16 protein-coding genes are annotated in these 13361 nt (G+C 40.4%); 3 read left to right on the forward strand and 13 right to left on the reverse strand.

Annotated elements, in window-relative coordinates; all coding sequences use genetic code 11:
* Together FPQ10_RS04615 and FPQ10_RS04620 are read right to left on the reverse strand one after the other, a co-directional pair.
* Entirely contained in the window at positions 1-1023 is a 1023-nt protein-coding gene (locus FPQ10_RS04615) for a PTS sugar transporter subunit IIC (RefSeq protein ID WP_144160970.1), read from the reverse strand.
* 25 nt (positions 1024-1048) lie between these two features.
* Positions 1049-1555: a hypothetical protein gene (locus tag FPQ10_RS04620; protein WP_144160973.1), complete on the reverse strand. Its 507-nt coding sequence runs from the start codon at positions 1553-1555 to the stop codon at positions 1049-1051.
* 89 nt (positions 1556-1644) lie between these two features.
* Here FPQ10_RS04620 and FPQ10_RS04625 point away from each other — a divergent pair, with 89 nt between their 5' ends.
* Positions 1645-2085 (forward strand): YtoQ family protein, encoded by a 441-nt coding sequence (locus FPQ10_RS04625; RefSeq protein ID WP_144160976.1) that lies wholly within the window; start codon positions 1645-1647, stop codon positions 2083-2085.
* A gap of 232 nt (positions 2086-2317) precedes the next feature.
* On the opposite strand, the gene FPQ10_RS04630 is transcribed toward FPQ10_RS04625, so the two are convergent.
* Complete coding sequence (locus FPQ10_RS04630; RefSeq protein ID WP_144160979.1) at positions 2318-3385, reverse strand: M42 family metallopeptidase; 1068 nt, start codon at positions 3383-3385, stop codon at positions 2318-2320.
* Between the two features lie 158 nt (positions 3386-3543).
* Here FPQ10_RS04630 and FPQ10_RS04635 point away from each other — a divergent pair, with 158 nt between their 5' ends.
* Entirely contained in the window at positions 3544-3855 is a 312-nt protein-coding gene (locus FPQ10_RS04635) for a PepSY domain-containing protein (RefSeq protein WP_144160982.1), read from the forward strand.
* Between the two features lie 133 nt (positions 3856-3988).
* Here the strand turns inward: FPQ10_RS04635 and FPQ10_RS04640 are convergent, their stop codons facing one another.
* The 9 genes from FPQ10_RS04640 to FPQ10_RS04680 form a co-directional block, all read right to left on the reverse strand.
* The gene (locus FPQ10_RS04640; protein WP_144160985.1) at positions 3989-4843 is read right to left on the reverse strand and encodes a YtnP family quorum-quenching lactonase; all 855 of its coding nucleotides are present in this window, start codon (positions 4841-4843) and stop codon (positions 3989-3991) included.
* A gap of 15 nt (positions 4844-4858) precedes the next feature.
* Entirely contained in the window at positions 4859-5503 is a 645-nt protein-coding gene (gene trmB / locus FPQ10_RS04645) for a tRNA (guanosine(46)-N7)-methyltransferase TrmB (RefSeq protein WP_144160987.1), read from the reverse strand.
* Positions 5504-5566: 63 nt separating this feature from the next.
* Positions 5567-5896, reverse strand: coding sequence for a hypothetical protein (locus FPQ10_RS04650; RefSeq protein WP_144160990.1), 330 nt, complete (start codon positions 5894-5896; stop codon positions 5567-5569).
* 71 nt (positions 5897-5967) lie between these two features.
* Positions 5968-6762, reverse strand: a complete 795-nt coding sequence (locus FPQ10_RS04655; protein WP_144160993.1) for a phosphotransferase family protein — start codon at positions 6760-6762, stop codon at positions 5968-5970.
* Positions 6763-6933: 171 nt separating this feature from the next.
* On the reverse strand, positions 6934-7863 hold the full coding sequence (locus FPQ10_RS04660; RefSeq protein ID WP_144160996.1) for a diacylglycerol/lipid kinase family protein: 930 nt from the start codon (positions 7861-7863) through the stop codon (positions 6934-6936).
* Between the two features lie 3 nt (positions 7864-7866).
* Entirely contained in the window at positions 7867-8778 is a 912-nt protein-coding gene (locus FPQ10_RS04665; protein WP_144160998.1) for an NERD domain-containing protein, read from the reverse strand.
* Positions 8762-9373, reverse strand: coding sequence for an RNA 2',3'-cyclic phosphodiesterase (thpR, locus tag FPQ10_RS04670; RefSeq protein WP_144161001.1), 612 nt, complete (start codon positions 9371-9373; stop codon positions 8762-8764). The genes FPQ10_RS04665 and thpR overlap by 17 nt, the downstream gene beginning before the upstream one ends.
* 74 nt (positions 9374-9447) lie before the next feature.
* Entirely contained in the window at positions 9448-10158 is a 711-nt protein-coding gene (locus FPQ10_RS04675; RefSeq protein WP_186278535.1) for a pseudouridine synthase, read from the reverse strand.
* An 11-nt stretch (positions 10159-10169) separates the two neighbouring features.
* Entirely contained in the window at positions 10170-11792 is a 1623-nt protein-coding gene (locus FPQ10_RS04680; protein WP_144161007.1) for a putative polysaccharide biosynthesis protein, read from the reverse strand.
* Between the two features lie 90 nt (positions 11793-11882).
* Here FPQ10_RS04680 and FPQ10_RS04685 point away from each other — a divergent pair, with 90 nt between their 5' ends.
* Positions 11883-13148 (forward strand): BaiN/RdsA family NAD(P)/FAD-dependent oxidoreductase, encoded by a 1266-nt coding sequence (locus tag FPQ10_RS04685; RefSeq protein ID WP_144161010.1) that lies wholly within the window; start codon positions 11883-11885, stop codon positions 13146-13148.
* On the opposite strand, the gene FPQ10_RS13180 is transcribed toward FPQ10_RS04685, so the two are convergent.
* The coding region (locus FPQ10_RS13180) for a hypothetical protein (RefSeq protein WP_222103051.1) at positions 13103-13361 on the reverse strand (259 nt) is incomplete at its 5' end. The genes FPQ10_RS04685 and FPQ10_RS13180 overlap by 46 nt on opposite strands.

Below are 13361 nucleotides of genomic sequence, written 5' to 3' on the forward strand. Positions count from 1 at the left end.
CTAATTGATATCCAGTTTCAAATCACCTGGTGAGATATATCCTTTTTTACGCATCCATTCAAACATCACAAGACTTAAAATAGCAGGAACCAACAAATAAAAAATCAACATTATCACAAACGTATTCATCTGATACCCCATCGTATCAAGTGTCATAATCGGTCCAACGAGTCCGCTTGTCCCCATACCAGCTCCGTACGCATTGTTTTCCAGCTGTAACCATACGGTGGCGATTGGACCTAGTAGGAGTCCTGTTAATGTCGGCGGCAGTAAAAGGATCGGTTTTCTCACGATGTTTCCGATTTGAAGCATCGATGTACCTAATCCTTGTGAAATCAAACCACCGAAGCCATTTTCTCGAAAACTACCAACCGCGAATCCGACCATTTGTGAAACGCAGCCGATTGTTGCCGCACCTGCAGCCAATCCTTCTAAATCAAGCATAATGGCGATGGCTACACTCGAGATGGGGGCCGTCAATGCCACCCCCATCAACGCCGCAATAATCGCCCCCATCAAAAATGGCTGTAAATCCGTTGCCCAGACAATAATTTCTCCAAATCCAATGAGTGCAGAGGATATGTAAGGACCAACAAACGAACCCATTAAATAACCAACTAAGATCGTAAAAAAAGGTGTCACGACGATATCGATTTTTGTTTCGCCACTAACGATCTTACCTAACTCAATGGCAACTAAAGCTGCAATAAAACTACCGGCAGGTCCGCCTTCCATCGCGCCATACGCTCCAGCAAAAAGTGCACTATACAAAACTAAAGAGGGAGCGCGTAGTCCATGTGCAATAGCAACACCTACAGCTCCTCCATACACAATTGGTTGGATGGCAAAGTCTCCTATAGTACTAAAAAAAGCAGGTATATTTGGAACTTCATCACCCAATGTTTTAAAAATTACCCCTATGATCAATGAAGCAAATAATCCTGACGCCATATAGCTTAACGCTTTAATGGCATAATTTTGAAAAGACGGTTCAATGCCTTTCTCTTTCAAAAAAGATTTCACGATTTTTCCCCTTCGCTACTTTGTCTTATTGCTTCTCTTCAATTGAACGAATAATTTCAATCATTCGTTCTGATTCACCTGATAAATGATCCAGATCTGTCATCGTTGTCATCTTAATTCCGCCGATCCCAACGGATAACTCATATTCATTTTCTTCACGTTTCTGAATGAGTATATAAGAAAAAGCATCTGCTGTTTCTATCGTACTTATATATACCTCATCTTCTTCAGGTAACTGATTATATAAATATTGACTATTCGGTTCCTCAAACTCATTAATGAACAGGACATAAGGCTGGTCATCTTCTTGAAAAATGACATTCGTAGGTCCTTGTTCAATTATGTTCAAATCTTCTGGTACATATAAAGAGAAATTCTCTAATTCTTTATTTGGTTCCTTGACCTGATCGGCTAGAACCGCTTCTTTCACTTGACTTTTAGCATCGCTATAAGCCTCTTCTTCAGAGGGCGAACATGCAACCATCATTAAACTCAAAACAACAACCATCCATAATATTTTTTTATCGATCAATTTAGCTTCCTCCGTAAAAATTAGTATGTAAGTTGACATCCTGCTGTAAACCATCCAATATGAATATAAAAAGGATTGGAGGAGTACTTATGACACTATCTGTATATTTAGCCGGCCAAATCCACGATGATTGGCGCAAACAATTAAAAACGAAAGCCATCGAAAAGAATCTACAAATCGAATTCACAGGTCCACAAGAAGAGCACGATTTATCCGATGACATCGGTGCAAAAGTTCTTGGTGAGCAACCGAATAAAGTTGTGCATGACGATGCCGCTTCTGGGATCAATAACTTCCGTACGGAATTAATGCTTAAAAAATCTGATGCGGTCATTGCACTTTTCGGTGACTCCTATAAGCAATGGAACACAGCGATGGACGCAGGCATTGCCATTGGTCTAGGTAAACCATTAATTCTGATTCGCCCTGACAACTTGGTTCATCCGTTGAAGGAGCTTTCCAATAAGGCTCATGTCACCGTGGAAACAATTGACCAAGCGATTCAAGTTCTTGAGTATTATTTTAAATAACAAATAAACCCATTTACTGCTCTTCATCCGCTTCGGGAAGCGTTTCCTTTCCGGGGCGGCTGTTGAGCCCCCTCACACTATTGCATGCTAGGAACTCAACGAACCCTTTTTCTACTGATGATGAACACACGGAACAAGCAAGCTGTTAATATCCCCTAGAAATTTACGTATATTTCTTTCCCTCATGAACTTTATCTTTTTTCATGAATCCTTAAAACCTACAATCTCATTTCTATCCGTTTTGGCGAATCGTATCAATAGTCGTTTGGTCGACAGATTTGATTAATTTCACTAAGAGCTCTCGTGCAGCCTGGTAATCTTCAATATGAACAATCGAAGAGCTTGTATGAATATAACGCGAACAAATACCAATTACCGCAGATGGAACGCCATCATTTGACGTATGCACACGTCCAGCATCTGTTCCACCTTGTGAAATAAAATACTGATACGGAATATCATTTGATTCTGCTGTATCCAGGACGAATTCTCGCATTCCTCGGTGGGTAACCATCGTCCGGTCAAAAATACGTAGCAATGCTCCTTTTCCTAACTGGCCAAATTCCTTCTCGTCTCCAGACATATCATTGGCAGGAGATGCGTCTAATGCAAAGAAAATATCTGGATCAATCATGTTGGCCGCAACTTGCGCACCACGTAAACCTACCTCTTCTTGTACAGTTGCACCAGAATAAAGCTGATGATTCAACTTTTCTCCTTGAAGCTCCTTCAGCAGCTCGATGGATAAACCACAACCATAACGATTATCCCACGCTTTAGCCATGATCTTCTTCTCATTTGCCATCGGCGTAAACGGACAAACCGGCACAATTGCCTGACCTGGCTTCACACCAATTTTCTTAGCATCATCTTCATCATCTGCACCAATATCGATCAACATGTTCTTTACTTCCATTGGTTTGCTACGCTGCTCTGGTGTCAAATTATGCGGTGGAATAGATCCAATGACACCTGGAATAGGACCATTATCCGTCATGATTTGAACACGTTGTGCAAGCATGACCTGGTTCCACCAACCACCTAACGGCTGAAAACGAAGCATTCCGTTCTTCGTTATTTGTGTAACCATGAAACCAACTTCATCCATATGGCCAGCGACCATCACTCGTGGTCCTTCTCCTTTACGAACACCAAAAACGCCGCCGAGACGATCTTGGATCACTTCATCTGAATATTTTTCCAGTTCTTGTCGCATGAAACGTCGGACATCATGCTCAAATCCTGGTGGTCCAGCTAGCTCAGTCAACGTCTTAAATAAATCCTTTGTTTCTTGTTCCATATGTACACCTCCATTATATTTTTACCCACTGTTTATTTTAACGGAAAAGACGATTTGTTTCCATTCTTCTTGCACTTTCTATCCCTACTGTTTAATTTTTGTGAAAGAAGATATATAATAAGTGGTAGATTCTATACTAGACGGATGGAGTGAATGACATGAAATGGTATAAACTTGTAGCTCCAGCAGCGGTCGGTTTGATTGCAGGAGCGGTCATCGGTAAAAAAGTCAAAGATCAATGGTTAATCCCTGAAGTAGCTTTGAACCGAGTCAAAGAAATGTACAAAGAAGATGGACCGATTAGTGGTTCATGGATTATGATGCAAAAAGAACCTTATGAGAAAGACGGGGAAACATATACCGTATACCGTGGTGGAATCTCTAGAAACATCGACGGCGTCACTTCTCAATATCAATTCAAAGTGAATGCCAAAAACGGAGAAATCTTATCAACAGGGAAAGTCAGTTAATGAGTAGCTCATCCTTTACACCTAGTGTGTGAGGGTGAGCTTTTATTTTGTTCAATTTTTATAACCGATTCAGCGTTATATGCATAAAGAAAAACCCAGCTAGTATTTTTCACTAGCCGGGAATCGTTTAAACTTATTTATATTCATACCGTTCTCTTTTTACTTCTTCTACAATTTTACGGTCCTCGTCAAATTTGATCGCCCGGTAATAGGCATCATGATAAAATGTGAACCAATAATTTGATGGAATAGCTTCTTCTTGCAAGTCCTTTTTCGCATGGACACTTGTCACTGGGTAATCATCATACGCCAATACCCAAAGTGGATTTTGGTGTGCATGGGTCGGCATGATATCAGCCATATGATAAAATCCTTCATCGCCATCACGGAACTTAATCACTGCATGCCCGTCACTATGACCACCTGTGTGATGCATCGTTAAACCAGGAACAATCTCAATTTCTTCCTTAAACGTTTTCACTTGATCTTGAATAGGCTCCCAGTTTTCTTTCCAATACGTATTCTTAGAGCGCATATTCGGATGGCGCATTTCATGCCATTCCGTTTCGGTTGTATAAATCGTTGCATTCGGAAAAGCTGAAACAAGCTTCTCTCCCTCATACTTGGACAGCCCACAAGCATGGTCAAAATGAAGGTGAGTCATTAAAATCGTATCAATATCCTCTGGTTTCAACCCTTTTTCAGCTAGGGATTCTTCCACAGAAGATTCTTCTAGTAAGCCGAAATTTCTCTTTTGTTTATCTGTGAACTTATCTTTTCCTAACCCGCTCTCAATCAAAATGTTACGATCATCTAATTCAAGAAGAATCACATCAGAGCGTAATTCAATTTGATTTTTCTCATTCACTGGGTACATTTTTGACCAAAGTGGCTTTGGTACGACGCCAAACATAGCACCACCATCGAGATGTGTCACACCTCCGTTTAACCACGTCAAAGTTGCTCTTCCTACGGTTAACTGTTCCATTTTTGGATTCACTCCCTATTTATGATTACTAATGATACAGCGATAAATTGGCATTCCTTTTTTCGTAAACTTCTCTTCATATTCTGTCATCACATTTGTAGGGTCTTCAGTTGCATGTAAATCCAAGGTGACTTCTTCTAATAATAAGCCAAACTGCGAAAAACTGACAAGCGAGTATTCGAAAAGATGCTGATTATCCGTTTTCATAACGATCTTACCGTTCGGCTTTAAAATCTGTTGATACTGTGACAAAAATGATTGATGCGTCAGTCGTCTTTTTTCATGGCGATTTTTTGGCCATGGATCTGAAAAATTTAAATAGATTGTTTCTAATTCATTTTCTTCAAAAATATCGCTTAGCTGATCGGCGTTTTCATGAAGCAGCCGTACATTTTCAACCTCTGCTTCTTTCACGCGATCAATCGCTGACACGATGACATTCTTCTGAAGTTCCATACCGATAAAATTAATATTTGGATTTTTTGTCCCCATACCTTGAATGAATCCACCACGTCCACTTCCGATTTCTAAGTGAATCGGTCGATTTGTATGTTGAAATTCTTGCTCCCACTTCCCTTTGTTCTGAGAAGGCTCAAGGACTACGATGCCATCATGTTGTTTAATATAATCTTCTGCCCAGGGCTTATTTCGAACTCTCATCTCTTTCACCTCAACTGCTATCTTATCATTATGCTTTCGAAAGAGAAAGATAATTTGATCGGTTTAATCGGATCCTGACAGTTGATCATTGCTGGCTAATTGCTGATACAGTGCTGCTAACTGACGATAAACGCTAGCTACTGTCGATAAAGGGATTCTGACTGCTGATAAAGCACGTCTAACTGTTGATAAAACGCTTCTAACTGCTGATAAACGCTGGCTAACTGTTGATAAAGCAATTATGACTGCTGATAAGCGCTGGCTAACTGTTGATAAAACACTTCTGACTGCTGATAAGCGCTGCCTAACTGTTGATAGAGCGCTCCTGATTGCTGATAAGCGATCCCTAACTGTTGTTAAAGCGATTCTAACTGTTGAAAAAGCACTGCCCATTATCGATAAGACACATACCGCCAACTAAAACAAAAAAATGTCCACGAGTTCACTAGACTCATAGACATTTTTTAATATTTCCGATAAATAAATTGTTGTTCTTGTAAAAATTGCAACCACTGATCTACTTTTTCTGATTCTCTCCGTTCAATATGCCAAAGAATATAAGAGATCGTCTGAGCCACTAAGTACCAGTTCATACGTTCCAACAAATCATTGGTTTCTTCCAAACCGTAATGGTGTAGCCATTCACTCCACTGGTTTCTAGGAACGTAAACCCATAAAAACATACTTAAGTCGAGTGCTGGGTCAGCGATGATTGCTTGGTCCCAATCAATCAGGTAAAGGTGGTCGTCTTCTCCTTTAAGCCAATTTTCATGGAACATATCTGAGTGACAAACAACTTTTTTCTCATGATCGATTTCTTGGGCATAGCGCGATAAAAATCTTGTCGCTTGGGAGATTGATTCATTTTCCAACATGTCATGTTTTTTGCACTTATTCAGTAGTTGAATTAAGTAAGCTGATGGACTTACCGGTTTTTTTCCCATTCGCATAAACAAATCCAATATTTCACTTGAATGGTGGATTTTACTCAATAAGCCAACGACTTCTTCATTTTGCATTTCCGGACGAGTGAGCTCGCGACCTTCCATCCACTTTTGCGCTGTAATGACATCTCCGTTTGATAACCTTTTTGTCCACATAAGCTTCGGCACAATACCTTCCGCGGATAAAATTGCGATAAACGGATTTGAATTTCGTTTCAAAAACAGCTTGTTATTCTCTTTTTCGGCAATAAAGGCCTCGCCAGATGTTCCTCCCGCCGGAGAAATCATCCAATCAGAACCGAGAATTTGTTCCATCATTTCACCACTTTTCGTCCTTCAATCTATGTATCTAGTAAAAATTGAAAAAGTCCAGGGACACGAATGATCCCCCGACTTAAAATTTAAGTCATAAGTTGTCGATTTATTTTCATCTACCTAAATAGATTAACGCATTTTCGACAAACATTTCAAGGGGTAATTCAAACTTTATTTTCTTTTTACGACTCTCGAATGGTTTTCTTTTTCGATTAAACACCGATAACACCGCCCAGTAACGCCATCTGCTTGATAAGATAATTCTTTTTCTGAATTAATTTCTATCCGTGATCCTGTGAATGTTTCGACTTCTTTAAAATTGGTATGTTTCCCAATGAAAATGGACAAGAACACCAACAGTAGTTTTAATTTAGAAATATTATGTACAACGGTAATTGAAAAATGTTGTTGATTGTTTTTAGCGTTAGGAGCAATTTTCATGCCTCCACCGAAATAAGGATGGTTACTCAACGTAATCAGCCAAACATCTTCAAATTGATAGGTTTCGCCATCAATCTTTGCTTCAAAGTTCTTTGTTTGAAAGGTATATAGAGTTGCTAAAATACCAATGACATAAATTAAGAAAGTTAAATGCAATTTATTCAATAGCCGCTTAAAACGCGATGCATTTACACGTTCAGTAATCTCTGCATCGAAACCAAAGCCGATCGTAGAAGCAAACAATTTTAATTTGTTCTTTGCTAACAGATCTGTTCGATATGTACCAAACCAATAAGGTTTTCCTTTTATTCTGGAAAACAATATGTTGAGATGACGTTTTGGATTTAACGATGTTTTCCAGCCTCTAGCAAGATCATTACCAGATCCAACAGGCACAAAAGCCAATGGGATTTTTGGATAATCCTTTAGCCCGTTTAACACCTCATAAAACGTGCCATCTCCTCCTACAACAATCAATTGTTTCACACGTTCATGATGCATGGCGGCAATTTGTTCAGCTAATGAAGTAGCATGACCTGTATATTTCGTGTGAAAGGTTTTACAACGCTTCTTCAACTGTGGATGGCTTGTCAAAAACTCTTCAACAACTTTTTGTCCTTGCCCTTTCCCTGCCGTCGGATTAATTATAAATATATGCATGGATCAGTCTCCCGGGTGCTGCATAAAATCATTATCCGGCTCATCCCACTCTGGCCGTTTGAATGACGTCGTTTGTGTGTGGGAAAGCAATGCTTCTGCAACTTTTAATTGTTGGTATTTCAATGGTGTTCTCCCTGTACGATGTTTCATAAACCATTGATCATAGATGTGCTTATCAATGAAGTCTGTATTTAGGTGGGCTTGAATGGAATGGATGGAAGCTTTCTTTGTAATTAATGTTTTTTTGACCGGAAATTGAATGTCATGGTAATCCAATAAGCTTCTAACCATCTTTTCAACGCGATTCAATTGAAGCATCGGGTTTAGAATAGTTTTCTCGGTATTTTCCGTTTTCTTCAACCATCTTCGTTCATCCAGTGGCTCATAAATGGCAGAAGAATCTACGGAATCCAAAAAGGAGATACATAATATTTCAAGAGGTGTAATGAACAAAATCCCGCCATCAATGATCGCTTTCTTTATCTGAAACAACGGTTGATACATCAGTAAATAACTATCTGGGAATCTTTGTAAAAAATATTTCAACTGTTCATCTTCTTGGAGTGACGAGTCAGGATAAGAAATTTCCTGTATGGTCCCTGACGCCCACCGCAGTTGAAAATCAATTAACTGATCCAAAAACCAATGCTTCAACTCGGATTCCGTCTCAGGCAATTCAACAGTTGGCTCTAATTCTTCCGGCTCTACTTTTTGAGACCTTAACTTCCGGAAGAAAGATTTTTTTTCAATCGATTCCAATTCATCGGTAACAGGTGGCTCACTTAATTGTTCTTGCCACTGTTCTTTCAAGCGTTTGTAACGATCATTTTTCAATCGAATAAATTGGCCAGGGTAATGAAAAATATCTGTTTCATATCTTGAAATATGATCTTGTAGCTTAATTAATTGCCCCATTTTCTTCATCCCATGTTTGATTTACTATGTTTAGTTTTGGATAAACAGCCACCGGTTCGTAGCTCTTGTTATGTCCTCGTTTAACGGTATATAAATTCATTTGATTCACTGAACAATCAATCGGCTGATCCAGTTCAAGCTTTTCGGTTAGGCGATCTGCAGAAATATATTTTTTATCCTTTTCCCACTTTTTGGCCAATGTAATATGCGGGCGGTATGGTCGACGTTCTATGTCAAATCCAAGCGATACCATTTCCTGTTCAACTTTTCCCTGCAGGGCAAGCAGCGGCTCGGTAGGCGCTATGTCCGCATACATGACACGTGGTTGATCTTCTTTCCCGAAAAAATTCACTCCGGTTATATGTAACGTAAGGTCATGAGGAATTGATATCTTCGCCAAACGCTCTTTTACTTGCCATAATTTCTCGTCACTGACACTACCTAAAAACTTAAGCGTCAAGTGAAAATCCTCTGGGTTTAGCCATCTACGGTAATTCACATATGGTGAAAGGATCTCCTGCCATTTTCCTAATTGTTCTTCAACATGTTCTGACACAGGTATTCCAATGAAATAATGGGGGTCTTCTGGCAACATTCGTCACTCTCTTTCATTTTTTATTCGAATAGTAAGATTATTTTACTACAAACTTTGACAAAAATCATCTTTAATTAACTTCTCAGTAAATCTAGTTCTTCTTCAGATAACTCCCGGTAGGCGCCTGGTGTTAACGACGTATCAAGCTCCAACCCTTTCATTGACCTACGATGAAGATGAAGCACTTTTTTGCCTACAGCAAGGAACATTCGTTTAATTTGATGAAATTTCCCTTCGATCACAGAAACCTCAATATAGGATCGTTCGTCGAAGGACCGAATGATCGATAGTTTTGCAGGTTTGGTCACATAACCATCATCGAGGGTAACTCCTTGCTCAAATGCCTTCACGTCGTCTTCTGTCACTTTACCGAGAATATCGGCTTCATATACTTTTTCAGCATGATAATTCGGTGATGTTAGTTGATGGGCTAATTGCCCGTCATTCGTTAACAGCAATAAGCCCGTTGTATTTTTATCTAACCGACCGACCGGAAACAAATTGTACGGTTTAAACTCATCTCCAATCAAATCGGTCACACATTTTTCTTTCACATCTTCGGTTGCTGAGATCACACCTGCTGGCTTGTTCAGCATTATATAAACATATTTTTGATAGTGAACAGTCTTGCCACCCACGACTAAGTCAGCTGTATACGGATCGACATGTGTCGCAAGATCTTTGACAGGCTTACCATCCAACAAGACTTGTCCTTTTTTGGCTAACTTTTTCACATCTTTTCGAGAACCAAAACCTTGATTCGCCAGCAACTTATCCAAACGCATCACACATTCTCCTAAATGAAAAATTTCGAGAACCGCTTGACTTTCGCACCGAGCAAACGCTCAAGCAACGTTGTTTTATAGGCCATCCAGAAATAAGCGTAGATTCCGATTACGACAGATACAAGAAGCTGGGTGACATGCTTCAGCTTCGTTGCTTCTGGACCAAAGACTAAACCAGTCGCATAATTTACGAGCAATACAATCAGTCCCATGATGGCACTTAAAATGACAATGAGCAAAATTTTCTTAAACAGCTTTTTCTGATCAAATTGGGTAACGCGCTGAATTTTCCACAGATTCAAGCCACTTGCTGCAAGCGCCGCCAAAATGGTCGCAAAGACTGCACCCTCTGGTCCGAGCCAAATGATCATCGGTGCGTTGGCACTGCCCTTAATCACTAATCCTGTCAACAAACTGATGACGGTAAAGTTTTGACGATTAATCCCTTGTAAAATCGATGCCGTTACCGTAAACAAACCGAAGAACAGAGCTGCCGGTGCATAATAGGCAAGAATCGGTGCAGCAAAATCCTGAGCCGCTTCAGGTGAGTAAAACGTTCCGTAAAGTGGTTCTGCTAAGATCATAATGCCCACAACTGCCGGAAAAATGAACAAAAAGACGTTTAAAATCGTCTGTTGCAAATAACTATGATACGAATTGGCATCATTTGTCGTAAACGCCTGTGTAACTGCAGGCAGAGATGCCAAAGCAAGACCTGTTGCAATCGTGATCGGTATGACGACGATTTTATGCCCGTACAGCGAGATGATAGATAAAAATTGCTCCGACACCTCACCTAAACCAGCAACAGCCATCGCACGGTTAAACGTTAGCGTATCAATAAACTGATAAAGCGGAATCGCGACACCAACTAAGACGAACGGGCCTGCATAGGATAATAGCTCGAGAACCATTTTCTTTTTCGAAATAGACGGTTCAATCGGCGCATTCTCTAACTCTCTTTCAATGAGCGGCTTCCGTTTACGATAAAACCACACTAAAACAATACTTGATGCAATCGCACCGATCAGCGCAGAAAAAGTCGCCATTCCGACGGCTGTTGTCATCGAGCCATTCAAAACTTCAATAACAATATATGTGGCAGCCAAAAGGAAAATGATCCGTGCAATTTGCTCAACCACAACAGAAACTGCTGTCGGCCCCATCGAGTTATGACCTTGAAAATACCCACGGGTCAAGCTCATGGCGGGAATCACCAACAAAGCAAAACTGACCATTTGAATGACAAAAGCGACATCTTCCTGCGTATTGGTAAATCCTTCATTCGGAATAATAATTCCCGCTAGCCAGTCCGCACTTAAAAACATGAGCGCAAACGCAAAAAAACCAGTCCCAATCATAATGGTGAGACCTGTTCGATACATCGCTTCTTTTGTTGTATAATCGCCAAGCGCATGGTATTTTGATACAAACTTCGACATCGCAAGGGGAATCCCCATCGTCGATATACTGATAAAAATCATGTATGGTATGTATCCGTAATTAAATAAAGTCCCGCCGGCATCACCGACAAGCATATAAAAAGGGATGACATAAATGACTCCCAGAATTTTCGACAAGAAATTGGCACTCGTTAACATCATGGTGCCTCGTAATATATTTGGTTTCGACATAATTTCACCTACAAATAGTTGTTCCTAGTAACAGTTTTATTTTATCATACTATAGAAGAAAACATTACAAAAAGAAAGGCTTGAACCAATTTGACATACGATGTTGTCGTCATTGGCGGTGGCCCATCAGGACTGATGGCAGCCCATACCGCTGCGAAAAATGGCGCAAATACCCTAATTATTGAAAAAGGAAGCAAACTCGGAAGAAAGCTGGCGATTAGTGGCGGCGGCCGTTGTAATGTGACGAATGTGCTTCCCGATAAAGAGCTTATCGATCATATACCCGGAAATGGACGTTTTTTATACAGTGCGTTTTCAATTTTCGACAATCAAGCCATCATTGATTTCTTTGAAAACCTCGGTGTCGCATTGAAAGAAGAAGATAAGGGACGCATGTTTCCCGTCAGTGATTCCGCTCAAACAGTCGTGCAAACGTTACTGCGAGAATTGGATCGACATCATGTAGAAAAACGTTTGAACACACGCATTGAAGCGATTCACTACGGAAATGAAGTCCACGAGATTATTTTACCAGGAAAAGAAAAAGTAGCAACGAAATCTGTCGTCATCGCGGTCGGTGGAAAGTCTGTTCCGAAAACCGGAAGTGAAGGCGATGGCTATGCATGGGCCAAAACAGCCGGACACACAATTACCGAATTGTATCCGACAGAAGTTCCGATGACTTCTAAGGAACCGTTTATCCGCAATCGAACTTTACAAGGAATCTCTTTGAGAGATGTTGCCATCACTGCCTTAAAGCCGAATGGAAAACCGATAAAAACACATCGTTGGGATCTTCTGTTTACCCATCAAGGAATCTCTGGACCAGCAGCTTTACGATTAAGTCAATTCGTTGTTAAGGCCTTGAAAAAATTCGAGGTGGATGAATTGGTTGTTGAGATTGATAGTTTCCCTGATGAACATGAAAACCAACTTGTCGACCGACTAACAAAAATGGCAAAAGAATCACCGAACAAAGCTGTTAAATCCGTTTGGAAACCATTATTGCCTGAACGATTTTTATTATTTATTTTAGAACGCATCGGCTTGAATCCGGATACGACCTATCACCATCTGGAGAAGAAAAAAGTTATGGAGTTAGCGCAGGAACTCAAGCATTTTCAGATAAAAGTGAACGGAACACTTTCCATCGAAAAAGCATTCATCACTGGTGGCGGCGTCTCATTAAAAGAAATTGTTCCGAATCAAATGGCTTCCAAATTTATGGACGGGCTCTATTTTTGCGGAGAGATCTTGGATATTCACGGCTACACAGGTGGATTCAACATAACCGCAGCCTTTTCAACCGGCTATGTTGCAGGGTTGAATGCCGCTGAGCGTGCGCTCGGTCGTTGATAGGTGTTCTCGATGACGAAATGAGCTGTTGGATTCTTGATAAGTGTTTCGAGATGCCTTCTCGATGACGAAATGAGCTGTTGGATTCTTGATAAGTGTTTCGAGATGCCTTCTCGATGACGAAATGGACTGCTGAATTCTTGATAAGTGTTTCGAGATGCCTTCTCGATGACGAAATGAGCTGCTTGATAGGTGAAAAGTGCGTTGAGACGT

It is taken from the genome of Allobacillus sp. SKP2-8 (genome assembly GCF_007559355.1).
GTDB lineage: Bacteria > Bacillota > Bacilli > Bacillales > Alkalibacillaceae > Allobacillus > Allobacillus halotolerans.